The sequence below is a fragment of the Flavonifractor sp. An306 genome (assembly GCF_002159455.1).
Lineage (GTDB): Bacteria > Bacillota > Clostridia > Oscillospirales > Oscillospiraceae > Flavonifractor.
This window is the reverse complement of sequence record NZ_NFIQ01000057.1, coordinates 1-24786: the sequence shown is the minus strand read 5'-3', so window position 1 is coordinate 24786 and position 24786 is coordinate 1. Positions and strand designations below refer to the sequence as shown.

The window sequence follows — 24786 nt, the reverse complement described above, 5'->3', positions numbered from 1 at the left end:
GACCCGCGCAGCGGGACGGCGCTTTTGCGCCGAAGGCCGGCGGAATTCACTTCCGGCGGCCGCAAAATAAAAGGGAAGGGGACCCCGCCGAATGGAACATTCGGTGGGGCATCAATATGCTACCGGCGATTTTTCTGCCGTTGGGGTACATACCGGTGAGCCAGTGGCTGGGAAGTCTGGTGGGCTGACCAGACTTGCCGAAGGGGTTGGCGGCAAAAAAGCAGACGGAGAAGTTTGACCATTCTTCTGAGAGGCACAAAGCCAGGGTTTTTTGGCTTTGTGCATTTTTTACATATGCATTGACAAAAAAATAACGATTTTCTGCCGTCATTTTGCTTGCTTGTTTGGTCAGAACGCAGTATACTTATTAGGTAGGTTCATGTTAAAAAATAACGATTCTAACTTTTCGGGATAGAAATCATTAAGGAGGCAGAGCAAATGGGATTTGTAAAGCTGGAAAAGCAGGGCCATGTGGGCATTGTGACCATTGACCGGCAGGAGGCGCTGAACGCGCTGAACAGCCAGGTGCTCAGTGATCTGGACGCGGTAATTGATCAGGTGGCCGCGGATGATGAAATTTATGTCATGATCCTCACCGGCGCGGGCCGCTCTTTCGTGGCCGGGGCCGATATTGGTGAAATGAAGGGCTTCTCCTCCATTGACGGTAAAAAGTTCGGCGTCCACGGCGGCGGCGTGTTCCTGAAGCTGGAGAACATGTCCAAGCCCGTCATCGCCGCTATCAACGGCTTCGCGCTGGGCGGCGGCTGCGAGCTGTCCATGGCCTGCGACATCCGCCTGGCCAGCGAGAAGGCCAAGTTCGGCCAGCCCGAGGTGGGCCTGGGCATCACCCCCGGCTTCGGCGGCACCCAGCGGCTGCCCCGCATCGTGGGCATCTCCAAGGCGATGGAGCTCATCCTCACCGCCAAGGTCATCAAGGCCGAGGAGGCCAAGGCCATCGGCCTGGTCAGCGAGGTGTACCCCGCCGAGGAGCTGATGGACAAGGCCATGGAGCTGGCCAACGCCATCTGCGCCAACGCCCAGATCGCCGTGTGCGAGTCCAAGCGGTGCATCCGCATGGGCATGCAGACCGACATCAACACCGGTTCCGCCTTTGAGGCCGAGGCCTTCGGCGTCACCTGCGGCACCGAGGACAAGAACGAGGGCATGGGCGCCTTCCTGGAGAAGCGGGCCGAGAAGCACTTCCAGAACAAGTAAGCAGCCTGCTTTGATACTTAACAACCGTGTCACCCGTTCTTACAAATCCGTCTGAGCAAGTCTGGAACATCTTTATTAAAGAGATTGAAAAGAGGTTTTCTGCTATGAAAAAGATTGTTGTCATCGGCGGCGGCACCATGGGTCTGGATATCGCCCAGGCCTTTGCCAAGAAGGGCTATGACGTTGTGGTGCGGGACATCAACGACGCCATCATCCAGGCCTCCGAGGCCAGGCTGAACAAGGGCCTGGACAAGCTGGTGAGCAAGGGCAAGCTGGACGAGGCCGGCAAGAAGGCCATCACCGACAAGATGACCTTTACCACCGACCTGAACCTGGCCGCCGACGCCGACCTGGTGGTGGAGGCCGCCATCGAGAACCTGGACATCAAGAAGAGCATTTTCGCGGAGCTGGACAAGATCTGCAAGCCTGAGACCATTCTGGCTTCCAACACCTCCTCCATCTCCATCACCGCCATTGCCGCGGCCACTCAGCGCCCCGACAAGTTCATCGGCATGCACTTCTTCAACCCCGCCACCGTCATGAAGCTGGTGGAGGTCATCCGGGGCGCTCACACCTCTGACGAGACCTATCAGGCCGTTCACGATCTCTCCGTCGCCATCGGCAAGGAGCCCGTGGAGGTCAACGAGGCCCCCGGCTTTGTGGTGAACAAGATCCTCATCCCCATGATCAACGAGGCCTGCGACCTGCTGTACACCGGCGTGGCTTCCGCCGAGGGCATCGACACCGCCATGAAGCTGGGCTGCAACCACCCCATGGGCCCCCTGGCTCTGGGCGACCTGATCGGCCTGGACGTGTGCCTGGCCATCATGGATACTCTGTACAATGAAACCCATGATCCCAAGTACCGCGCCTCCCTGCTGATGCGGAAGATGGTGCGGGCCGGCAAGCTGGGCCGCAAGACCGGCATGGGCTTCTTCGATTACCGCAAGTAAACATTCCCTAAGCGCGCAACGACGGGCGGGAGTCCAATACACTCCCGCCCGTTCTGAAATACATATCTTAGGAGGAAGGCAACAAATGGATCTGCACCTTTCCAGAGAGCAGGAAATGCTCCGCAAGATGTACCGCGACTTCGCCGAGAACGAAGTCAAGCCCCTGGCCGAGTGGGTGGACGAGAACGAGGCGTTCCCCGAGGAGACCGTGAAGAAGATGGCCAAGCTGGGCATGATGGGCATCTACTTCCCCAAGGAGTACGGCGGCGCCGGCGCTGACGTGCTCAGCTACGTCATGGCCGTGGAGGAGATGAGCAAGGTCTGCGGCACCACTGGTGTTATCATCTCCGCTCACACCTCCCTGTGCTGCGCTCCCATTTTTGAGAACGGCACCGAGGAGCAGAAGAAGTACTACCTGCCCAAGCTGTGCTCCGGCGAGTGGATCGGCGCCTTCGGTCTGACCGAGCCCGGCGCCGGCACCGACGCCCAGGGCCAGCAGACCACCGCCGTGCTGGACGAGAAGGGCGAGAACTGGATCCTCAACGGCTCCAAGATCTTCATCACCAACGCCGGCTACGCCAACGTGTTCGTGATCTTCGCCATCACCGGCGTGTCCACCGACAAGCGTGGCCGCAAGAAGAAGGAGATCTCCGCCTTTATCGTGGAGCGCACCGATCCCGGCTTCTCCGTGGGCAAGCACGAGAAGAAGATGGGTATTAAGGGCTCCTCCACCTGCGAGCTGATCATGGAGGACTGCATCATCCCCAAGGATCGTATGCTGGGCAAGCAGGGCAAGGGCTTCGGTATCGCCATGAAGACCCTGGACGGCGGCCGTATCGGCATCGCCTCCCAGGCTCTGGGTCTGGCCGAGGGCGCCATCGAGGAGACCATCAAGTACACCAAGGAGCGCGTCCAGTTCGGTAAGCGCATTTCCCAGTTCCAGAACACCCAGTTCCAGCTGGCCGACATGCACGCCAAGACCGAGGCTGCCAAGTGGCTGGTGTACTCTGCCGCTATGAAGAAGCAGAACCACGAGCCCTACACCATGGACGCCGCCATGGCCAAGCTGGTGGCCGCCGAGACCGCCAGCGACGTGACCCGCCGCTGCGTGCAGCTGTTCGGCGGTTACGGCTACACCCGTGAGTACCCCATGGAGCGCATGATGCGCGACGCCAAGATCACCGAGATCTACGAGGGTACCAGCGAGGTGCAGCGCATGGTCATCGCCGCCAACCTGGGCGTGAACTAAAGGAACTGGAGGGAAAATTACGATATGAAATGCATCGTTTGTGTCAAGCAGGTACCCGATACCTCCGGCGTGGTGGCGGTGAAGGAAGACGGCACCATGGACCGTGCCGCCATGGCCACCATTACCAACCACGACGACCTGGCCGCCGTTGAGGCCGCGCTGCGCATCAAGGACGCCACCGGCTGCAAGGTGGTTGTGATCTCCATGGGCCCCCCGCCCGCCGAGGGGATGCTGCGTGAGCTGCTGGCCATGGGCGCCGACGAGGCCGTTCTGGTCTCCGCCCGTGAGTTCGGCGGGTCCGATACTTACGCCACTTCCCAGATCCTGGCCGCCGCCATCAAGAAGGTGGGCGTGGACAGCGACGACATCGTGTTCTGCGGCCGTCAGGCCATCGACGGCGACACCGCTCAGGTTGGTCCCCAGATCGCCGAGAAGCTGAACCTGCCCCAGGTGTCCTACGTGGCCGAGATCAACGTGGACGGCAAGGCTGTCACCGTGAAGCGTCTGCTGGAGGACGGCTACATGACCATCAAGGTGCAGACCCCCTGCCTGCTGACCTGCGTGAAGGAGCTCAACGAGGCCCGTTACATGAGCGTGGGCGGCATCATGGAGTGCTACCAGAAGCCTCTGGAGGTTTACAACTACGAGACTCTGAAGGACGATCCCCTCATCGACGTGGATACCATCGGCCTGAAAGGCTCTCCCACGAATGTGTACAAGTCCTTCTCTCCCCCGGTGAAGGGCGCCGGAATGATGATGGAGGGCGCCGACAAGGCGACGGTGGAAAAGCTGGTCTCCATCCTCAACGACAAGCACATCATCTAAGAAGTGAAAGGAGAGCAAACAATGGCTTTCGATAGTAAAGACACCGCCGCCTTCAAGGGCGTATGGGTTTTCTGTGAGCAGCGCGAGGGCGTGATCATGTCCACCAGCTACCAGCTGCTGAGCGAGGGCCGCAAGCTGGCCAACGACCTGGGCGTGGAGCTGTGCGGCGTGGTTCTGGGCAAGGACGTGAAGGAAGAGTACCTGAAGGCCCTGGGCGGCTACGGCGCCGACAAGGTCTACTACTGCAACCACGAGCTGCTGGACGTTTACACCACCGACGCCTACACCAAGGTCATCTGCGACCTGGTGGAGGACAAGAAGCCCGAGATCTTCCTCATCGGCGCCACCAACATCGGCCGTGACCTGGGCCCCCGCTGCGCTGCCCGGCTGCACACCGGTCTGACCGCCGACTGTACCCACCTGGACGTGGACGTGGCCAAGTACAAGGAGTTCCTGAAGACCACCTCCACCATCGACGTGGATAACACCGTGTTCGAGGAGAACACCAACCTGAAGATGACCCGTCCCGCCTTCGGCGGCCACCTGATGGCCACCATCATCTGCCCCCGCTTCCGTCCCCAGATGTCCACTGTCCGTCCCGGCGTGATGCAGACCCAGCCCTACGACGAGGCCGGCGCTGCCAAGACCGTCATCGAGAACGTGAACGTGGCTCTGAGCAAGGATGACATCCATGTGGACGTGCTGGAGGTCAAAAAGGCCGCCAAGAAGCTGGTGGACCTGATCGGCGCCGACGTGGTGGTCTCCGTGGGCCGCGGCATCAGCAAGGATGTTGAGGGCGGCATCAAGCTGGCTGAGGAGCTGGCCTCCGTCCTGGGCGGCGTTGTGGGCTCCTCCCGTGCCTGCGTGGACGCCGGCTGGATCACCGCCGACCACCAGGTCGGCCAGACCGGCAAGACCGTACATCCCCGCATCTATGTTGCCCTGGGTATCTCCGGCGCCATCCAGCACCTGGCTGGCATGCAGGACTCCGAGTGCATCATCGCGGTGAACAAGAACGAGTCCGCTCCCATCTTCGACGTGGCTTCCTACGGCATCGTGGGCGACCTGTACAAGGTCACTCCCATGCTCATCGAGGCCATCCGGGCTGCCAAGTCCGCGAAGTAAGAGCAAACCATACACAGATAAAGATACCGGCCAGCAATGCTGGCCGGTATCTTTTTGCGCGGAGAGAAAAAAGAGGGGCGGCCGGACAAGTCCGGCCGCCCCTCTTGGATTTGCGGGGAAGATAGCGCGGGGCTTACAGAGCCTGATAGCGCACCAGAAGGGTGGCTACCTCGGCGCGGGTGGCGGTGCGGCCGGGATCCAGACGGCCGCCGGTGCCGGTGATCAGGCCCTCGGCCACCGCCCACTCCATAGCCTCCACGGCCCAGGCGCTGACCTGGTCGGCGTCGGGGGCGGTGAGGACTCCGTCGGCGGGGGCCTCAGCGCCGGAGTAGCGGTACAGGAACACGGCGATCTGCTCCCGAGTCAGCGGGGCCTGGGGCGCGAAGGAGCTGTTGCCGATGCCGGTGGTGATGTCCTGCTCCACGGCCCAGTCCACCGCGGCGCTGTACCAGCTGCCGGCGGGTACGTCGGAGAAGCTGGAGGGGGCGGCGGAGGGGCTGCCCGCCATGCGGTAGAGCACGGTCACCAGCATGGCCCGGTCCATGGTGCCGCTGGGATCAAAGGTGGTGCCGCTGGTGCCCTTGAACAGGCCCTGGGAGGTGGCGCTGGCAATGCTGTCGGCGGCCCAGTGGTCGGCGGGCACGTCGGTAAAGCCGGTGGAAGGGGTGGTGCCGGTCAGGTCGGCCATGGTCATGGCGGACTGGGACAGGCACTTGCTGTAGATGGCGTTGGTCACATAGCGGTAGTCGTCCTGCTGATGGGCCCGGTTGACGATGGAGTTGGCAAAGATGGTCAGATCCATGCCGCCCTGGGTGAGAGCAATGGCCTCCACACGGCCGTCCAGCGCCTTGCCGTCCTCGGTGAGGCAGCAGCCGGCAATGTGGCTGTCGGTATCGGCCGCCTGGATGAGCACCTGAGCGCCGTCGGGCATCTGGGTGATGGCGGAGCAGCTGTAGGTGTACAGGACGTAGTCCTCATCGCCCGCATAGCTGGCGGTGATGATGCTGTCGGTGGGATAGGTGACGGTGTGGAGGGACTCCATGCCCAGGGATTCGTAGTCGAAGGAGCCGCTGAGCAGGTTCTCCTTGATGTAGTCCAGCGGCTCGGCGCCGGTGGCGATGTAGGGGGTGCCGCCCTTGACGGCGGCCACGGCGGCCTGTCCATAGGCGCCGGCGTCCAGAGCCACGGAGCCCACGATCACGTCGGCCTGGGCGGGGTCGGAGACGATGTGGAAGCCCAGCTGGGTATCATAGGCCATCACGTCGTAGTTGGAGGTGCCGTTGTTGTGGACGTTCTGGTAATCCCGGTAGCCGAAGCCCTGGGAGAACCACTGGGCGTAGTAGCCCTCGGTGACCTTGTTGCCGTCGCCCTCGGCGTAGCGGCCGGCCAGGTACACCGACGGACGCTGGATCGCATAGGCCTCGGGCAGCTGGGACACGCCGGTGCCCACCAGGATGTAGTCCTCAGCGGCCTGCTGATAGGCGCTGTAGCTCACCAGGAAGTCGCCGGCATAGCTGCCGCTGGTGATCAGGCCCACGGGAGTGCCCTGGTCCAGCAGAGCGTTCACGGCCCGCACGGCCTCTTCGCCGTTGTTGGCCAGCACCACCGCGCCGTCAGACACGCCGGTGAACTGGCTCTTGCCCGCCACGGAGGAAGCCTCAGACTGGGTGAAGGAGGCGAGGGCTCCGTCAAAGGCGCCGGGGGTGCACACCTTCACGCAGTCAAAGCCCCGCATCTCGGGGAAGTTGGACACGGACTCGGAATACAGGTCGGGGAAACCGGAGTTGGAGGCGTCGCAGCCGGCCCACAGCACGCAGTTGGCGTAGTTGCGCTTGGCCTGGTACATGTTGACCACCAGGTCGCCGGCGTGATAGGTGACGTCGCCCACCGTCACGTCCTTGGTGAGCTTGGACACCTGTACCCCGTTGTCCAGCAGGAACTGGGCCATCTCATAGGCGCCGGCGGGGTCCCGCTGATCGGCGGCCCCCACGGGGATCACCCAGTACTCGGGGAAGTAGTTGTCGTTCTCTGCGTTGGGCACCCGCCAGGTGTCCGCTTCCAGCTGCTGGTTCTGGGCGTCCACGTACCAGACTTCCATTTCGTCCCGGTGGTCCTCGTTCTCCAGGCCCCGGCGGAAGAACTCCAGCTGGTTGTGGTAGATGTCGTCCTTGTTGTCGGTGAAGTACTGCAGGATGCCGTACATGCCGCCCTCCAGCAGGGAGCAGGCGGCCTCGTTGCCGGCGGGGGTCTCAATGGTGAAGCCCATGGAGCCGCAGTTCAGCATGGCGTAGCTGGGGGTGTAGTTGGTGCACAGATCGTCCCAGGCGTCCCAGCCGGTCTCCGGGTCGTAGTTGTCCCGCAGGGGGGTGTAATAGGTCTGGATCTTGGTCTCAAACTCGTCCTTGTGCTGGACGGACAGGGTGGCCAGGGCGGCGTTGCCGAAGGCCTCGGCCCCCAGAATGAAGTTGTCCACCAGCAGGTCGTACTCCAGGTTGGGCTCATGGGGCGGGGTGCAGGGCTCCACCAGGAACTGGGCGGTGAAGCCGTGGAACTCAATGAAGGCCACCGGATTCCACTGGCTGATGAGTCTGGCCATGTTGGCGGTCTCCGGCTGGGTCTGGTTGGTGCAGTCACGGTTCAGGTCGAAGCCGTTGGCGTTGGGACGGGTGTTGTAGGTCCGGCCGTCGGGGTTCTCCACCGGGCTGACCAGGATGATCAGCTGGTCCAGCACCTCGTCCACGTTCAGGTACAGGTCCTCGCTGAAGGTGTAGAATTCGCTGGCGTCGGTGCGGCCGTTGTTGCCGTTGGGATCATCGGGGTCGCCGCTGATCTTCAGGCCGTAGCCGGTGAAGGAGTAGTCCCCCACCTGAATGCCGGTGAGCTTGGGATCAAAGAGGCTCATGTCCACTTCCTGGCCGGAGGTCAGGCCGGTGATGGTGTTGTAGGGGATCTGGTCCTCGGTGGCCAGCACCCGCAGCAGATTCACCGGGGCGTCGGGGGCGGGGCCCTCGTCGGGGTGGACGTTGTTGACCAGCACGGGTACCCGCTGGGTGAGGGTGCCGGCGTCCAGCTGCTTTTGCAGGGAGGCCGGGTCGGTGAGGGCCAGCTGGTTCATGGTCTCAAAGTCGGACACCGACTGGGCGCTGTCCGAGAGAACCACGTACCACTGGTCCCGGCCCTCCACGGACTTGCCGTAGGAGCGGATGTCGAAGTAGCGGCCCTTGGCCTGGGCCAGCGCCTGGATCTCCAGCAGCTCCTGATACAGCTCGTCATAGCGGAGATAGCTCTCGTACACCGTCACCTCCAGCTGGGTGGAGGCCAGAGTGTCCGCGCCCTGCCGCACCGACAGGTCGTAGTCGCCGATAAAGCTGCCCCACACGTTGCGGGTGTAGCGGAAGGCACCGCTGCCGATGGACTGCAGGGAGTTGCCCGTGGTCTCATTTTCAAAGAATACCCCGTGGGAGAAGTCCAGGGTGAGGGTGGCCTTGCCGTCCGCCACCGTCACAGTGGGAGTCTCCAGGGTGAAATAGGGAGAGCCGTCGGCGCCGTTGCCGTTGATGGTGCCCCAGCTCATCCAGTTTTTCAGCGCGTCGCCGGTATAGACGTTGGGGTAAAGGTCGGGATCCTGGGGGCTGTCGGCGGCATCCCGGGTGAGATACCACTCCAGCCCGCCGGCCCAGCTGTCCCAGTCCGCCTGGGTCCAGCCGGAGGAGGCGTCCGGAACATCCATGGTGAGGGTGGCCCGGAAGTACTCCTGGCTTTCCGCCAGGGACAGGGTGGTGTGGTCCAGGGAGAGGGAGGCCTGTCCCTCCGCCGCCGACGCCGCCGGAAGCAGCAGCGTCAGGAGCATGGCACAGGTGAGCAGAAGGGAAAGCGGTCGATGCAGAGGATGCCGTGAGACGGTCGGTTTCATTACATGTCCACTCCTTTCCAAGTGTGTGGTCAAATACCACATAATCCACTATATCTTAAATTTTCCTCTTGTCAATACTGACGGAAAAATTTTGTCAGAACCGGCCTGGACACAGTATATTCCTGGAAATTCCGGCGCTATGGCGAATGGTGACGAAAAGGTACGATAAGTAATTCTTTACAAATAATGTAAGTAATGTATAATTGAGTCATACGAGACCGGAAAGGGGCGAGGGAACATGAGGGAACTGCTGGTGGATACCCGCCGTCAGACAGGGGAGGACGGCCGGACGGTAGACTGCCGCTACTACATACTGGTGGGAGAAATGGCGATGAGCGGGGGCATGTCCTGCGAAAGCTACGGAGTCAAGGTGGTGGGAGCGGACGGAGAGGAGGCATCGGTGCCCAACCTCACCGTCAGCGCCGGGCGCATTGACCAGCTGATGGAGCTGCTGGTGCGCAACGGGGTCACGCCAGTGACCCTGCGGGACGTGGTGGAGGACTGGCTGTAACGGGGTTTCCATTGACACGCCTTTCAAAATCCGCTATGATATAGGACGGCAATGGGCGGATGGGATTTCGTCCGCCGTCTCAGCCTGTCAAGGGAGAGAATTGACAGGCTGTTTATTTTTTTGGAGGGATCGTGTTGAAAGAGAGAGAGACCTTTGCGTCCCGGCTGGGCTTTGTGCTCATCTCCGCCGGGTGCGCCATCGGCCTGGGCAACGTCTGGCGCTTCCCCTATATCGTGGGGCAGTACGGCGGCGCCGCCTTTGTGCTGATCTATCTGCTGTTTTTGCTGATTATGGGCCTGCCCATCATGGCCATGGAGTTTGCCGTGGGCCGGGCCAGCCGAAAGAGCGTTATCGTGTCCTTTCAGGAGCTGGAGCCCAAGGGTACCAAGTGGCATTGGTACGGCTGGTTCGGTATGGCGGGCAATTACCTGCTGATGATGTTCTATACCACCATCGCCGGCTGGCTGCTGCTCTATTTCTTCAAGATTGCCGCCGGCCAGTTTGACGGTTTGGACCAGGCTGGTGTGGCGGAGGCCTTCGGGAGCATGACGGCCCGTCCGGGCATTCAGGTGGCTTTTATGGCCATTGTAGTGGTGCTGGGCATGGTGATCTGCAGCCGGGGCTTGCGCAATGGCGTGGAAAAAGCCAATAAGTTTATGATGCTCTGCCTGCTGGCGCTGCTGGTGGTGCTGGCCATCCGGGCGGTGACGCTGCCAGGGGCGGTGGAGGGACTGCGGTTCTATCTGGTGCCCAACTTCCAGAACCTGATGTACAACGCCGACGGCACCTTCCGCCTGTGGGAGGCGGTATACGCCGCCATGGGGCAGGCCTTCTTCACCCTGAGCCTGGGTATCGGCGCCATGGCCATTTTCGGCAGCTATATCGGCAAGGACCGGCGGCTGTTTGGAGAGACCATCAGTGTGGGCGTTTTGGACACCTGCGTAGCCTTTGTGTCCGGCCTGATCATCTTCCCCTCCGCATTTGCCTTTGGCATCAGCCCCGACCAGGGCCCCAACCTGATTTTTGTCACCCTGCCCAACATTTTCAACGCCATGCCCGGGGGCCGGCTGTGGGGCGCGCTGTTTTTCGTGTTCCTGTTCTTTGCCGCCCTGTCCACCGTCACCGCTGTGTTTGAGAATATCCTGGCCTGCTGGATGGACAAATGGGGGATTGCCCGGTCCAAGGCGGTGCTGGCCAACCTGGTGCTCATTTTCCTGCTGAGCCTGCCCTGCTTGCTGGGCAACAACCTGTGGTCGGAGTTCAAGGTGCTGGGCATGGGAATCATGGATTTTGAGGACTTCCTGGTGAGCAACAACCTGCTGCCGCTGGGCTCGGTGATCTATCTGCTGTTCTGCTGTGTGTCCCCCAAGTACGGCTGGGGCTTTGACAACTTCCTGGCGGAGGCTGACCAGGGCCAGGGGATCAGGTTCCCCGCCCGGTTCCGGGTGTACTTCACCTACATTCTGCCCCTCATTGTGCTGGTGATCTTCATTATGGGCTACTGGGACAAGTTCAAGAGCTTTTTCCTGGCGCTGCTGGGAACAGCATAAACACAATGGGCCCCCGGTCGATGACCGGGGGCCCATTTGCCGGGTGATCACAGCTGATCGCTGTCCACCAGAATATTGTCCGTGCCGTGCTGTTCAAATTCCGCGATATAGGCGTCGATGCGGCTGGTGAGCTCGTCATAATTGCTCTCATCAATGGGGGCGTCGTCCATATCTCTGCGGGCCAGGTCCTCCGCCAGAATGTCGAAGAACACGTTATTTTCATATTCCATAATGGCCTCGTGGATGCCGCCCTCGGCGAAGGCCCGGGAGGGCACCACCTCTCCCTGCCAATCCTCGGCCAGGGTGGGCATACCCTCCTCCCGGGCTTTGGCAAACAGAAGGCTCTCCACCTCGTCATAGTCCCGGAACCGGTCGTCTCCCCGGGTGGAATTCAAGATCCAGTTTCCGATATACGCCATATCCAGCAGGCGGCGGAATTGCTTGGTTGTCAGCTCCAGCTTCATCATGAGACCCTCCTCGCTGTCGTGACTGGGGGCGCGGGCGCCCCTATAGCTCTATTATAATCAGCCGGAGCCAAATGTCAAACCGGCCGGAGAAAAAAGACCGGTTTCCACGTTATTTTTTCTCCCATTTTCAGTGGAAATAGCCTTGCTTTATGGCGGGATTTCGCATATGATGAATAGACGCAGGATAAAAGCTGGTAGGAGGGATGGTCTTGGACGAGAGACCCATCGGCGTGTTTGATTCCGGCCTGGGGGGGCTGACCACGGTGCGGGAGCTGCGCCGTCTGCTCCCGGGGGAGGATATCGTATATTTCGGAGACACCGGACGGGTGCCCTACGGCGGCCGCTCGGCGGAGACCATCGTGAAATACGCCCGGCAGGATGTGGCCTTTCTGCGCACCTTTGACCTGAAGGCCATCGTGATCGCCTGCGGCACCGTGTCCACCACCGCCCTGGAGGTGCTGGCGGCAGAGAACCCCATCCCGGTGCTGGGGGTGGTGGCTCCGGCTGCGGCGGCCGCGGCCCGGGCCACCAAAAACGGCAGAATCGGCCTCATCGGCACTCAGGCCTCCATCCGCAGCGGGGCCTATGAGCGGCTCATCCAGGCGCAAAATCCGGCGGCTCAGGTGCTCTCCCAGCCCTGCCCCCTGTTTGTGCCTCTGGTGGAGAACGGCCGGTTCCGGCGGGGGGATATCGTCATCGAGACGGTGGCGGCGGAATACCTGGCCCCCTTGCGGGAGGCCGGGGTGGATACCCTGGTGCTGGGCTGCACCCACTACCCTCTGCTGGAGGAGGTCATCTCCGCCCATATGGGCCCGGAGGTGGCCCTGATCAACGCCGGGGCGGAGGGCGCCCGGGCGGTGGCCCGTGCCCTGGAGGAGGCGGACGCCCTGTCTGCCCGGAGCCGGGGCACCTACCGCTACTTTGTCAGCGACCGGCAGGAGGACTTCTCCCACCTGGCCTCCATTTTCCTGGGCTGGGACGTGACCGAGGCAGTGGGACAGGTGGATATCAGCCAATATTAAGGGGCAGCCCTTTACATTTTGACCCAAATTCGGTATAATATTTTGCAATTTGCAGCCACATAGGCATGAGGTACAAAAGGGTATGGAAAACAACGTGATTATCTCCATCCAGGGCAGGCAGAGCTATGAGCAGGCCGAGGAGGAGACCATAGAGCTGGTCACCGAGGGCTGTCTCCAGCCAGACGGGGCGGAGGGCTACACCCTCAGCTATCAGGAGAGCGAGCTCACCGGCCTGGAGGGCACGCTGACCACCTTCCAGATCGAGCGGGACCGGGTGACCCTGCTGCGGATGGGGGAGGTCAACTCCCAGATGGTGTTTGAGGAGGGGCGGCGGCATCTGTCCATGTACAACACCCCCTACGGCGCCCTGGCAGTGGGGATCAGCACCAAGAAGATGAAGGCGGAGCTGGACGCCGCCGGCGGCAGCATTGAAATTGACTACGCCATCGAGATCGACCACGCGGTGGCGGGGGAGAACCTGTTCCGCATCCAGGTGCGGCAGAAGGGCCTGCACATCAAGCAGTGACGGCCCGGTGAACGAGAAGAATTTGAAGAAAAGGTGATAGAGATGTCCAACATGATCCAGGCGGCCCGGGAGCAGGTCGCCCAACTGACCCAGGCGGCCTATGAGAAGGCCGCGGCGGAGGGGCTGCTGCCCGCCGGCGCGGAGGTAAAGGCCACCATCGAGATCCCCAAGGACCCCACCCACGGGGACTACGCCTCCTCCTTTGCCATGGCAGGGGCCAAGGCCCTCCACAAGGCTCCCCGGCAGATCGCCCAGACCATCGTGGACCACCTGGACCTGGCGGGCACCTTCTTCGACAAGGTGGAGATCGCCGGTCCCGGCTTCCTGAACTTCACCCTGGGCAGCAAGTGGTACGGCCAGGTGCTCACCGACATCCAGGCCGAGGGGAACACCTATGGCAAGGTGGACGAGGGCAAGGGGGAGAAGGTGATGGTGGAGTTCGTCTCCGCCAACCCCACCGGCCCCATGCACATCGGCAACGCCCGGGGCGGCGTGCTGGGCGACGCCCTGGCCGCCGTGCTGGAGCGGGCGGGCTATGACGTGTGGCGGGAGTTCTACGTCAACGACGCGGGCAACCAGATCCACAAGTTCGCCGTGTCCATCGACGCCCGGTATCTCCAGCTGGTGCTGGGGGAGGAGAACCATCCCTTCCCCGAGGACGGCTACCACGGGGACGACATCAAGGAGCTGGCCCAGGCCTTCTATGACCAGCACGGCCCCGACTGGAAGGACAAGCCGGAGGAGGAGCGGCAGGCGGCCATGGCCCAGTACGGCCTGTCTGTGAACATCCCCAAGATGAAGGCCGACCTGCTGCGGTACAAGATCCAGTACGACGAGTGGTTCCTGGAGTCCACCCTCCACGACAGTGGCTACGTGGCCGAGACGGTGGGCATGCTGGCCGACAAGGGCTGGACCTATGAGAAGGACGGGGCCCTGTGGCTCAACACCACCGCCCTGCTCAAGCAGAAGTTCCTGGCCGAAGGCAAGAGCCAGGAGCAGGTGGACAAGCTGGACCTGAAGGACGACGTGCTCCGCCGGGCCAACGGCTTCTACACCTACTTCGCCGCCGATATCGCCTACCACCGCAACAAGCTGGAGAAGCGGGGCTTCTCCAAGGCCATCAACATCTGGGGTGCCGACCACCACGGCCACGTGGCCCGGCTCCAGGCCGCCCTGGACGGCCTGGGCCTGGACGGCTCCCACCGGCTGGTGGTGGTGCTGATGCAGCTGGTGAACCTGCTCCAGGACGGCCAGCCCGTCCGTATGTCCAAGCGCTCCGGCAAGGCCATCGCCCTGCGGGACCTGCTGGACGAGGTGAGCGTGGACGCCGCCCGGTTCTTCTTCAACTCCCGGTCCTCCACTTCCGCCCTGGACTTCGACCTGGACCTGGCGGTGCGGCAGGACTCGGACAACCCGGTGTACTACGTCCAGTACGCCCATGCCCGCATCTGCTCCCTGGTGAGCCGTCTGGCGGAGGAGGGGGCCCTGGTGCCCGACGCCGCCGCCGTGGACGCCGCCCTGTTTGAGACGGCGGAGGAAAAGGCCCTCATCAAGACCCTGTCCCAGCTGCCCGAGACCATCCGGCTCTCCGCCCGGGACTACGACCCCTCCCACGTGAACCGCTACCTCATCACCCTGGCCGGCGACTTCCACCGGTTCTATAACGCCTGCCGGATCAAGGGGGAGGAGGCCCACGTGCTCTCCGCCCGCCTGAAGCTGGCGGACACCGTCCGGGCTGTGATCGCCAACTGCCTGGGGCTCATCGGCGTCACCGCCCCTGAAAAGATGTGAAAAAATTCCCTGGGCCCCGCCCAGGGAATTTTTTTCAAACGGGATACACTGAAGAAAAAGGAGGCCTTGTCATGTGTACCAGTATCGCTCTGACCACAAAAGACACCTATACCGGCCGTAATCTGGACTTGGAATATGCCTTTGGGGAGAAGGTTGTGATTACGCCCCGGCAATTTCCGCTGCAATTTCACAAAATGCCCGCCCTGGAGACCCATCAGTCCATCATCGGTATGGCCAGCGTGGCGGAGGGCTATCCCCTGTACGCCGAGGGGGTGAACGAGTCGGGGGTCTATATGGCCGGGCTCAACTTCCCCGGCAACGCGTATTATCCGCCGGAGGGGGGAGCGGGGGAGGCCCTGGCCCCGTACGAGCTGATCCCCTGGCTGCTGGGTACCTGTAAGACGGCGGCGGAGGCGGCGGAGCAGATGCGGCGCATCCCCCTGCTGGGGGTGCCCTTCCGGCCCGATATGCCCCTGGCCCCCCTCCACTGGCACATTGCCGACAGGCGCGGGGCCTTTGTGGCCGAGCCCATGGAGGACGGGGTGAAGGTGTATCCCGACCCGGTGGGGGTGCTGACCAACAACCCGCCCTTCCCCTTCCACCGCACCAATCTGACCCAGTACCGGGGCCTGTCCGCCGCCCAGCCGGACAACACCCTGGATCCGGCCCTGAAACTGTCCCCCTTCGGCCAGGGTATGGGGGCCATGGGCCTGCCGGGGGACTGGTCTCCCGCCTCCCGGTATGTCCGGACGGCGTTCTGCAAGCGCAACTCCGTCTGCGAGAACAGTGAGGAGAGCAGCGTCAGCCAGTTTTTCCACCTGCTGGACACGGTGGCCATGCCCCGGGGAGCGGTGCGCACTCCAGAGGGGAACTGCGACATCACCCGATATTCCTGCTGCATCAATACCGCTACCGGCACCTACTATTACAAGACCTACGACAACTGCGCCATTACCGCCGTGGCGCTGACGGAGGAGCGGCGGGCGGGGGACAGGCTGCTGGAGTTCCCCCTGGACACCAGGCTGCGCATTACCTTTCAGGAGGGGTGAGAAGGGGGTAGTCGGTGCCCTCAATGGTCACCGATGCCAGCGCCGTGGTGTCTACGATGCGGTTGAAGGTGTAGATAAACGCCCCCTGCTCCATGTCCAGGAAGCCGTAAGTGCGGTTGGAGACAAAGGCCTCCTCATCCTCCAAAACGTAGTCCGAGCCGTCGGCGTAGTGGAGCACAATCTGGTCGATATCGGAATCCACCGGCAGGCCCAGGGCAGGGGCGTGGATGCGGATGCCGATGGGGGAGAGGGTAATGGCCCCATCCGCCAGCTCCACGCTGGCCGGGCCGCCATCCTCCGGCAGCGCCACCGCCACCGTGGCCATGTCCAGCCGGTTCTGACCGTCGCCGATGGATACCTGAAGGTTGGAAGCGTCGGTGATGAAGTCGGTGACGAAATAGGTGCACAGCCAGAGGGTGGTGCCGGTGGTGGAGGCGGTGTCCAGATAGTCTCTGCTGGCGGCGTTGGTCATGGCGAATACCGGGGCGTCCGCCGGCCACCACAGCTCCCCATCGGGGAACACCTCATACCCGCTCACCCCATTGGGGTTTTCCACCTTGTAGTAGAGCAGGCCCGCCCCCACAGCTGGGTCATACAGTCCGGCCTCCACCGTCAGGGTGTAGTCCCCGTACACTGCCTGTTCCCCCACGGCGAAGAGATAGGGGGCCACCAGCTCCTGGGCCACGCTCTCGTCCAGGGGGAGCCGCTCCCAGGCCGGCATGTTAGTGATGAGTTTTCCGTATTCGTTGTATTCCACGATGCCCTCATGGGAGTCCACGTTCTCTCCAAAGAAGGCCTGGAGCATATTGGTTGGGTTTTCGTAGCGGACGAAGCCCACCGCCGCCACGGCGGCAGCGGCGCACAGGGCGGCCACGACGGCGGCCAGGGCGATGGCTCTGGACAGTTTGAAGGGTTTTCTGATTTGGTGTGTCATAGTGTGAACCTCCCGCAGGATCTCCCCGGAGGCGTGGAGGGAGGACACGGCCTCCTGATAAGTCTTTTTGTCAAACATGCTTGTCAGCCTCCTGAAGATCGGTTTTCAGTATGGCCCGGGCCCGCCGCAGGCGGGTGCGGACCGTGGCGCTGGGGATATGGAGGAGGGCGGCCACCTCGTCGCAGGAGTAGTCCTCATAGTAGTGCAGATAGATGGGTACCCGGTACTTGGCGGGCAGGGCCAGCACCGCGTCCATCAGCGCGCTGTGCTCCGGACTGGGGAAGGGGAGGGCGGCGGTGTGGTCCTCCATGGGCTCCGTCCGCCGCCAGGGGGACAGCAGCGCCTTCTTGCAGGCGTTGATGGTCACCCGCAGCAGCCAGTGCTTCACGTGGGCCTCGCTCTCGAATTGCTTGTCCGTCCGGTATAGCTTCAAAAGGACTTCCTGGGTGATGTCGTCCGCCTCCGCCTGGCTTTTGGTATAGTGGAACGCCAGCCGGAAGATGGTGTCCATGTACCGTTGCGCCAGAGGCGTGAATTGTTGGTCTGTCATTATCGTGCGTCTCCTTGAAATGCATTTCACCATAAATATCCTATCCCGGCGGAAAATGTTTCACAAGGGAATAAAAAAGTCCGGCGCGGTTCTGTGAACCGCGCCGGACTTTTTCAGGCTCGCTTACTTGTCGGGGTAGAAGCCGGAGGGGGCTTCGGACAGATTGATCATGATGTTCTTCATCTGGGTGTAGTGCTCCAGAATGACCTTGTGGGTCTCCCGGCCGATGCCGGAGGCCTTGTAGCCGCCGAAGGGGGCGCCCTCGGGAATGGCGTTGTAGGTGTTGACCCACATGCGGCCGGTCTCAATGCCGCGGGACACCCGGATGGCCCGGTTGATGTCCCGGGTCCAGACGGCGCCGCCCAGGCCGTACTCGCTGTCGTTGGCCATGGCCACCACCTCATCCTCGTCGTGGAACTTGATGACGCAGGCCACGGGCCCGAAGATCTCCTCCTGAGCCACCCGCATCTTGTTGTCCACATCCACCAGCAGGGTGGGCTTCATGAAGCAGCCCTTGGCCAGCTCGCCCTCGGTGGCGCGCTCGCCGCCGCAAGCCACCTTGGCCCCCTCGTTCTTGCCGATCTCGATGTACTCCAGGATCTTCTTCACCTGGTTCTCGTTGATCTGGGAGCCCATCTGGGTGTCCTTCTCCCAGGGCATACCCACCTTTACGGCATTGAACCGCTTGGCGGCCTCCTCCACGAACTTGTCGTAAATGGTGTCCTGCACGAACACACGGGAGCCGGCGCAGCACACCTGGCCCTGGTTGAACAGAATGCCCAGCTGGACGCCGTCCATGGCCATATCCCACTTGCAGTCGTCGAAATAGATGTTGGCGCTCTTGCCGCCCAGCTCCAGGGTGGAGGGGATCAGGCGCTGGGCCGCCGCCAGGGCCACGTTGCGGCCCACTTCGGTGGAGCCGGTGAAGGCCAGCTTGCGGAAACCGGGGTGGTCCAGGATGTACTGGCCGGACTTGGAGCCGGAGCCGGTGATCACGTTGAATACGCCGGCGGGGATCACGTCCTGGGTGAGGCGGGCCAGCTCCAGCACGCTCAGCGGGGTGTCGCTGGAGGGCTTGAACACGGTGCAGCAGCCGGCGGCCAGCACGGGGGCCAGCTTCCAGGCGGCCATCAGGAAGGGGAAGTTCCAGGGGACGATCTGGCCCACCACGCCGATGGGCTCCCGCAGGATCAGGGAGAGGGTGGAGCCGTCCAGCACATTGGCCGAGCCCTCCTCCGCCATGATGCAGCCGGCGAAGTAGCGGAAGTGGCGGACGGAATAGGGAATGTCGATGGTCATGGTCTCCCGGATGGGCTTGCCGTTGTCCATGGACTCCACCATGGCCAGGTGCTCGGCGTTCTGCTCAATAATGTCGGCTACCTTGTAGAGGATGGCGGCCCGCTCATTGACCGTAACGTCCTTCCAGGTCTTGAAGGCCTCCCAGGCGGCGCTGACGGCGGTGTCCACGTCCTCCTTGGTGGCCTGCGCGCAGGTGGCCAGCACTTCCCCGTTGGCGGGGCAGCGGGTCTGGAAGGTAGCGCCGTCGCTGGCGGGCACCCATTTGCCGTTGATATACAGACCGAACTGTTCCTGAGTGAGCTTTTCCATGATGACACGACCTTTCAAAAATTTGAAGTTATGGACACAACAGTAAATATACTGGTGAGTTCAGTTTTAGTATAGCACCCTTTTTTGAAAAGTCAATGAGAAAATCCTAGAAAATACTATGATATTTTTTTGACAATCTTGCCCAATGGAATGCAGCGAGATTGTGGTATTTTTAACAAAAAGGAACGTGTAAAAAGGACTTGCCTAACGGTCGAGGGGCAAATTGGGGGAAAGCGCTTGCCTTTTGGGCCGGGGTGTCGTATGGTGGAGGCACCCCGGGGAACAACCACAATCGCCACAGCAAAGGATGGGCTGCATATGGAAAACAAAAAGACCTTCGGTGCGTATATCTGCCGCTGCCGGAAGGGGCTGGGGCTGACCCAGAAGGAATTTGCCGATAAACTCTTTGTCACCGAGTCGGCGGTGAGCAAGTGGGAGCGGGGGCTCTCCTACCCGGACATTACCCTGCTCCGGGACATCTGCGCGGTGCTGGGGGTAAGCGAGCACGAGCTGCTCACCGCCAGCGAGGACGTAGAGGCCCGCAACGCCGAGACGTTGGCCAAAAAGTACCTGGCGCTGCTGCGCCGGGTTCGCTGGACCCAGTACATCTTATACGGCGGCACCGCCCTGATCTGCCTGATCTGCAATCTGGCGGTGGACCACGGCCTGACCTGGTTCTGGCTGGTGCTCACCGGCGAACTCACCGGGGCCAGCCTGACCCTGCTGCCGGTGCTGGTGAAGCAGTACCGGGGGACGGTCACTCTGGGGGGCTTTACCCTGTCGCTGGAGCTGCTGCTGCTGGCCGCCTGCCTGTTCAGCGGCGGGGACTGGTTTCTGCTGGCGTCGGCGGGGGTGATCTTCGGGTTGGGGGCGGTTTTCCTGCCAGTGATCCTGCGGGAGCTGCCCCGTCCTCTGGGAGAGCACAAGGCGGCGCTCTATCTGGGGACGGAGACCTTGCTGCTGTGTGCCCTGCTGTGGGCGGGCGGCGCTTACAGCGGCGCGGACTGGTTCCCCATTCCCGCTCTGCCGGGCACGCTGTTCGGTCTGGCCTTTCCCTGGGGGTGGACGCTGATTCTTCGCTATGCCCCCATTGGCCGGTGGTGGAAGGGAGCGGCCTGCCTGGGCTGGACCGGGGTGCTCCTCCCGCTGGTCAATCCGGTGGCCGACCGGCTGGTGCAATGGGGCGGCGGCAGCGTGGCCTTCCCGCACGCCTTCTGGTTCCGGCCTGATCTCACCAACTGGTCCAACGAATGGACCTTCAACGAAAACGTACTGTTTCTCCTCTGGCTGTGCCTGGCTGGAGCGGCGGCCCTGTGTGTCCTCCGGGCGGTGTTTGGGAGAAAAGGGTAAAAAAATGCCCCTGGCGGCAGCGCCAGGGGCATTTTTATGCTTACTTCATCAGGGAACACACCAGCTCGGCATACCCCGCCGGGTCGGCCAGGGGCAGGCCGGCGATCAACTGGGCCTGGGCGTAGAGCAGCTGGGCGTACTTGCCCGCCAGCTCCTTGTCCTCCTCCACCGCCCGCTTCAGGGCGGCAAAGGCGGGGGACTGGGCATTGAGCTCCAGCACCCGCTGGGCCTTCATGTTCCCGGCGTTCTCCGGGTCCATCTTCTGGAAATACTTCTCCATCTCCAGGGTGATGGGGCCGTCGGCGGTGAGGCACACCGCGCCGGTCTTGAGGAGCTTGGAGATCCGGGCCTCCTTGATCTGGTCTCCCAGGGCCTCCTTCAAAAAGTCCAGCACCGGCTTGCTCTCCTCCGCCTGCTGCTCCAGAGCGGCCTTCTCCTCATCGGTCTCGGGCAGGGCGTCGTCATCGTCCACCGACTTGAAGGCCTTGCCGTCCAGCTCGCCCAGGGCGTTGATGACGAACTGGTCGGGCTCGTCGGTGAGGTAGAGGATCTCGTACCCCTTGTCCCGGATGCGCTCGGCCTGGGGCAGCTTGTCCAGCTGGGCTGTATCCTCGCCGCAGGCGTAGTAGATATAGGGCTGGTCCTCCGGCATCCGCTCCTTGTACTCGGCCAGGGAGGTAAGCTTGCCCTCCTTGGAGGAGAAGAACAGTAGCAGGTCGCGCAGCAGGTCCTTGTGGGCGCCGTAGTCGGACACCACCCCCACCTTCAGCTGGATGCCAAAGGCCTTCCAGAACTGCTCGTACTTCTCCCGGTCGTCCTTCTGCAGCCGCAGCAGCTCGGCCTTGATCTTCTTCTCCAGGTTGGTGGCGATCACCTTCAGCTGCCGGGTGTGCTGGAGCATTTCGCGGGAGATGTTCAGGGAGAAGTCCTGGGAGTCCACCACGCCCTTGACGAAGCGGAAGTGGTCGGGCAGCAGGTCGGCGCACTTGTCCATGATGAGCACGCCGGAGGAGTAGAGCTGCAGGCCCTTCTGGTACTCCCGGGTGTGGAAGTCGAAGGGGGCGTGGGCGGGGATATAGAGCATGGCCTTGTACTCCACCGTGCCCTCGGCGGACACGTGGATCACGCTCAGCGGGTCCTCCCAGTCGCCGTACTTCTCCTTGTAGAACTGGTTGTACTCCTCGGGCTTGACCTCGCTCTTGGGCCGCTGCCACAGGGGCACCATGGAGTTGAGGGTCTCCCACTCGTCAAAATCCTCCCACTCCGGCTTGTAGTCGTCGCCGGCGTCCTCCGGACGGGGCTTCTGGCGGGACTTGTGCATGAGCATCACAATGGGGTAGTGGATATAGTCGGAATACTTCTTCACCAGATCGGACAGACGGTACTGCTCCAGATACTCGTCGTAGTGGCCCTCCTCGGTGTTGGCCTTGATGTGGAGCACGATGTCGGTGCCCACCCGCTCCTTGTCGCAGGGGGTGATGGTGTAGCCGTCGGCGCCGTCGGACTCCCAGCGAAAGGCCTCGTCAGAGCCATAGGCCCTGGAGGTGACGCTCACATGGTCGGCCACCATGAAGGCGGAGTAGAAGCCCACGCCGAACTGGCCGATGATGTCGGTGGTGTCCCCCTCGGCCTTCTCCTGCTTGGCCATCTCCTCCTTGAACTGGAGGGAGCCGCTGCGGGCGATGGTGCCCAGGTTGCTCTCCAGCTCTTCCTTGGTCATGCCGATGCCGTTGTCGCTGATGGTGAGGGTGCGGGCAATCTGGTCGGGGGTGAGGGTGATCTTCAGCTCCGACCGATCCACCGCCACCTTGTCGTCGGTGAGGGCCTTGTAGGCCAGCTTGTCCATGGCGTCGCTGGCGTTAGAGATGATCTCCCGCAGGAAAATCTCCTTGTGGGTGTAGATGGAGTTGATCATCAGGTCCAGCAGCCGCTTGGACTCCGCCTTGAACTGTTTCTTTGCCATCGTGGATGCCTCCTATATCTGAAAACTATCATTAAAAACATAGCGTTAGCACTCTGATATCCTGAGTGCTAACGCTATCATAATCCTTCGTACGGAAAATTGCAAGGGGGTTCAAGAAATGTTTACAAATGGCCGGGGCGGTCAGAGCCAGTCCAGCAGCCCGCCCAGAAATGTGCGCATCTGTTTGCCGGACAGGGCGCACCCGATGATCAGAAGCAGGCCCACCAAAAACGCCCACAGGTTGTCGTCCGTATACAGGCCGAAGCCCAGCAGACCCACGCCCAGTACCGCGATCCCTTTTGCTACTTTGCTCATGTCCATCACCACCATCTATTAAAGCATATGGGCCCACAAAGCGCAAGAGAAAGGTGGAGCGGTATGCCGTTCAGCCGTCCAGATCCCGGTTGTATTCCCGGAAGACGAGCCGGAAGCTGGGGATGTTGTCATAGCCCAGGTTGGAGGTTTCCACGGTGAAGCGGTAGGCCTGTTCCGTCAGCTGGGCGGTGACCACCGTGTCCGCCCCGTCCTCCCGGATGACCACGCCGGTGAGGAAATGGCTGTCCCGGCCCAGGGAGCCCGCGGGGAAGGCGTAAGGGTACAGGTTTTCCGGATAGCCCATCAGGGCCAGATCGTCGTTGAGCGGGGTGCCGGGGGCGCCGCTGCTGAGGCAGGTGTTGTACAGCCGGAGGGTGAATACCCCGGTATCCGGGTCATAGGAGGTGGAGAAGCCGGGGATGGTGGTGACCGCCGGGAAGAAGGAAGTAAATTTCTCTTCGCTGTCCCCGTTGGGGATGAAGGAGAAGGACAGGCCGTCGGCGTCCATGCGGGCGTCGTACACCTGCTCGTACCGGCCGGAAAAGGCGGGAACCCCGTCCTCCGAGGCCCCGATATAGAGGGGCTGGGCCGGATCCAGCCAGACGGTTTCCCGCTGCTCCTCGATCTCTGTCCAGCCGGGCGCCAGCACGCCGTCCCCATCTCCCAGCACCCGCACCGTCACTTCCTCCGGCATACCCTGCCAGGGGGTACCGGAATCCATGCCGTTGGTGGTGTAGCGGACCTGGCCGTCGTCCAGGATCTCGTAGGAGGTGAACTGGCTCATGGCGGTGAGCTGCACCCGCCGGCCGGAGCTGCCGAACACCCACTCCAGCAGGGTGAAGTCGGTGTCGCTGCCGTAGCTGATTTCTGCCAGGAAGTCGGGGCCCCAGGGGGTGAGTTTTTGCACCTGGTAGCCGTCCGCCTCATACAGGGTGCGGATGTCCTCCTCTGTGACAGGGGTGGCCTGGGGGCTGCTCTGCGCCGCCGCCGGGGAAGGGGAGGCAGAGGGCGCCCCCTGTCCGCTGCAGCCCGCCAGAAGCAGCAGGGCCAGAGTAAGGGAAAGCATACGTTTCATAATCAAAACCTCCTTTGCCGCCCCTATCGTACCATGGATTTCGGTACAAAGGGTGACAAAGGAGGTTTCAATCAGGCAACAAGAAGCTACGAAACGGATTCCGACCCAAAGATCTCCCGGCAGGTTTCCGCCGCTTCCTCCAGCCGGTCCACCAGAGCCTGGTCCGCCCCGGTGGGGAGCACGGAGGCGTCGGTGAGGGTAAAGACCCGCTCCGTCCCGTCCCGCCGCACCATCAGCATGGGGGCGTAGGTCCAACCGGTGACGGTGGTTTCCCCGGTCCCGTGGTCCTTGGTCAGCTCCAGGGTGAGGGCGGCGGTGGTGTCGGTGAGGGGGTCCACCTGGGAGGAGATGAAGTTGCCCAAGGAGTAGCACACAAAGCCGGTGCGCTCCGCCCCGTCCCAGCCGGTGACGGTACGCTCCTCCATGGGCTGGGGCACGTGGGAGTGGCCCCCCAGCACCAGGTCGGCGCCATGGGAGATCAGCAGGTCGGCAATCTCCTCCTGATAGCTGTTCTGCCTGGTCTGATACTCCACTCCCCAGTGGATCATCACGGCGATCAGGTCAGGCTCCAGGGCCCTGGCGGCGGCCAGGTCGGCCTCCAGCTTGCCGGTGTCCGGGGTGGAGAGGCTGGTCATGTAATCGGTATTAAAGAGGCTGACGGCGTACTCCTTCCCGTCCGGCAGAGGGATGCCGTTGGTGCCGTAGGTGTAGCCCAGGAAGGCCACCTGAATGCCCCCTACGTCGGCCAGATAGACCGGGCTTGCGGCGTCTTCCTGGGAGGCATAGGTGCCCACA

The 24786-nt window shown here is 62.3% G+C and carries 22 protein-coding genes; 13 read left to right on the top strand and 9 right to left on the bottom strand.

Translation table 11 applies throughout. The annotated features are described in order from the left end of the window. The 6 genes from B5F88_RS21090 to acrA form a co-directional block, all read left to right on the top strand. Positions 1 to 188, top strand: a 188-nt coding sequence (locus B5F88_RS21090) for a hypothetical protein (protein ID WP_204246246.1), incomplete at its 5' end; no start/stop codon positions are given. A gap of 250 nt (positions 189 to 438) precedes the next feature. Then, positions 439 to 1215, top strand: coding sequence for an enoyl-CoA hydratase-related protein (locus B5F88_RS13720; RefSeq protein ID WP_087347254.1), 777 nt, complete (start codon positions 439 to 441; stop codon positions 1213 to 1215). Between the two features lie 104 nt (positions 1216 to 1319). Next, positions 1320 to 2168 (top strand): 3-hydroxybutyryl-CoA dehydrogenase, encoded by an 849-nt coding sequence (locus tag B5F88_RS13715; protein WP_087347250.1) that lies wholly within the window; start codon positions 1320 to 1322, stop codon positions 2166 to 2168. Between the two features lie 85 nt (positions 2169 to 2253). After that, positions 2254 to 3417 carry an acyl-CoA dehydrogenase gene (locus B5F88_RS13710; protein ID WP_087347247.1) on the top strand — a complete coding sequence of 388 codons (1164 nt, stop codon included), beginning with the start codon at positions 2254 to 2256 and terminating at the stop codon, positions 3415 to 3417. 24 nt (positions 3418 to 3441) lie between these two features. Continuing rightward, positions 3442 to 4242, top strand: a complete 801-nt coding sequence (acrB, locus tag B5F88_RS13705) for an acryloyl-CoA reductase electron transfer subunit gamma (protein ID WP_087347244.1) — start codon at positions 3442 to 3444, stop codon at positions 4240 to 4242. 21 nt (positions 4243 to 4263) lie between these two features. Next, positions 4264 to 5367: an acryloyl-CoA reductase electron transfer subunit beta gene (acrA, locus tag B5F88_RS13700; protein ID WP_087347241.1), complete on the top strand. Its 1104-nt coding sequence runs from the start codon at positions 4264 to 4266 to the stop codon at positions 5365 to 5367. 133 nt (positions 5368 to 5500) lie between these two features. Here acrA and B5F88_RS13695 read toward each other — a convergent pair whose 3' ends face one another. Next, positions 5501 to 9280: an S-layer homology domain-containing protein gene (locus B5F88_RS13695; RefSeq protein WP_087347238.1), complete on the bottom strand. Its 3780-nt coding sequence runs from the start codon at positions 9278 to 9280 to the stop codon at positions 5501 to 5503. Positions 9281 to 9518: 238 nt separating this feature from the next. Here B5F88_RS13695 and B5F88_RS13690 point away from each other — a divergent pair, with 238 nt between their 5' ends. Beyond that, positions 9519 to 9791: a DUF6514 family protein gene (locus B5F88_RS13690; RefSeq protein ID WP_087347235.1), complete on the top strand. Its 273-nt coding sequence runs from the start codon at positions 9519 to 9521 to the stop codon at positions 9789 to 9791. Between the two features lie 134 nt (positions 9792 to 9925). After that, positions 9926 to 11341: a sodium-dependent transporter gene (locus B5F88_RS13685; RefSeq protein WP_087347232.1), complete on the top strand. Its 1416-nt coding sequence runs from the start codon at positions 9926 to 9928 to the stop codon at positions 11339 to 11341. Positions 11342 to 11388: 47 nt separating this feature from the next. Here B5F88_RS13685 and B5F88_RS13680 read toward each other — a convergent pair whose 3' ends face one another. Next, a complete protein-coding gene (locus B5F88_RS13680) occupies positions 11389 to 11808 on the bottom strand; it encodes a hypothetical protein (protein ID WP_242959798.1) in 420 nt (139 codons plus the stop codon). Between the two features lie 209 nt (positions 11809 to 12017). Between B5F88_RS13680 and murI the strand changes: the two genes are divergently transcribed. From murI to bsh, 4 genes are all read left to right on the top strand, one after another. Next, positions 12018 to 12830 carry a glutamate racemase gene (gene murI / locus B5F88_RS13675; protein WP_087347226.1) on the top strand — a complete coding sequence of 271 codons (813 nt, stop codon included), beginning with the start codon at positions 12018 to 12020 and terminating at the stop codon, positions 12828 to 12830. 82 nt (positions 12831 to 12912) lie between these two features. After that, positions 12913 to 13356: a DUF1934 domain-containing protein gene (locus B5F88_RS13670; RefSeq protein ID WP_087347223.1), complete on the top strand. Its 444-nt coding sequence runs from the start codon at positions 12913 to 12915 to the stop codon at positions 13354 to 13356. Positions 13357 to 13398: 42 nt separating this feature from the next. Next, entirely contained in the window at positions 13399 to 15147 is a 1749-nt protein-coding gene (gene argS, locus B5F88_RS13665; RefSeq protein WP_087347220.1) for an arginine--tRNA ligase, read from the top strand. Positions 15148 to 15218: 71 nt separating this feature from the next. Further along, a complete protein-coding gene (gene bsh, locus B5F88_RS13660) occupies positions 15219 to 16196 on the top strand; it encodes a choloylglycine hydrolase (RefSeq protein WP_087347217.1) in 978 nt (325 codons plus the stop codon). Here the strand turns inward: bsh and B5F88_RS13655 are convergent. The 3 genes from B5F88_RS13655 to B5F88_RS13645 all read right to left on the bottom strand — a co-directional run bounded on the left by B5F88_RS13655 (position 16177) and on the right by B5F88_RS13645 (position 19288). Beyond that, the gene (locus B5F88_RS13655; RefSeq protein WP_087347214.1) at positions 16177 to 17208 is read right to left on the bottom strand and encodes a hypothetical protein; all 1032 of its coding nucleotides are present in this window, start codon (positions 17206 to 17208) and stop codon (positions 16177 to 16179) included. The two genes, bsh and B5F88_RS13655, sit on opposite strands and share 20 nt — an antisense overlap. After that, complete coding sequence (locus B5F88_RS13650) at positions 17201 to 17680, bottom strand: sigma-70 family RNA polymerase sigma factor (protein WP_204246245.1); 480 nt, start codon at positions 17678 to 17680, stop codon at positions 17201 to 17203. Before B5F88_RS13650 ends, B5F88_RS13655 begins: the two co-directional genes overlap by 8 nt. A gap of 123 nt (positions 17681 to 17803) precedes the next feature. Then, entirely contained in the window at positions 17804 to 19288 is a 1485-nt protein-coding gene (locus tag B5F88_RS13645; RefSeq protein ID WP_087347211.1) for an aldehyde dehydrogenase family protein, read from the bottom strand. A 318-nt stretch (positions 19289 to 19606) separates the two neighbouring features. Here B5F88_RS13645 and B5F88_RS13640 point away from each other — a divergent pair, with 318 nt between their 5' ends. After that, the gene (locus tag B5F88_RS13640) at positions 19607 to 20638 is read left to right on the top strand and encodes a helix-turn-helix transcriptional regulator (RefSeq protein ID WP_087347208.1); all 1032 of its coding nucleotides are present in this window, start codon (positions 19607 to 19609) and stop codon (positions 20636 to 20638) included. 40 nt (positions 20639 to 20678) lie between these two features. On the opposite strand, the gene htpG is transcribed toward B5F88_RS13640, so the two are convergent. From htpG to B5F88_RS13625, 4 genes are all read right to left on the bottom strand, one after another. After that, positions 20679 to 22601 carry a molecular chaperone HtpG gene (gene htpG, locus B5F88_RS13635; protein WP_087347205.1) on the bottom strand — a complete coding sequence of 641 codons (1923 nt, stop codon included), beginning with the start codon at positions 22599 to 22601 and terminating at the stop codon, positions 20679 to 20681. Between the two features lie 141 nt (positions 22602 to 22742). Beyond that, positions 22743 to 22916 carry a hypothetical protein gene (locus B5F88_RS20730; protein WP_162612190.1) on the bottom strand — a complete coding sequence of 58 codons (174 nt, stop codon included), beginning with the start codon at positions 22914 to 22916 and terminating at the stop codon, positions 22743 to 22745. Between the two features lie 70 nt (positions 22917 to 22986). Continuing rightward, positions 22987 to 23991: a lipoprotein gene (locus B5F88_RS13630; RefSeq protein ID WP_242959797.1), complete on the bottom strand. Its 1005-nt coding sequence runs from the start codon at positions 23989 to 23991 to the stop codon at positions 22987 to 22989. Positions 23992 to 24077: 86 nt separating this feature from the next. Then, on the bottom strand, positions 24078 to 24786 hold a 709-nt coding region (locus B5F88_RS13625), incomplete at its 5' end, for a CapA family protein (RefSeq protein ID WP_140402126.1).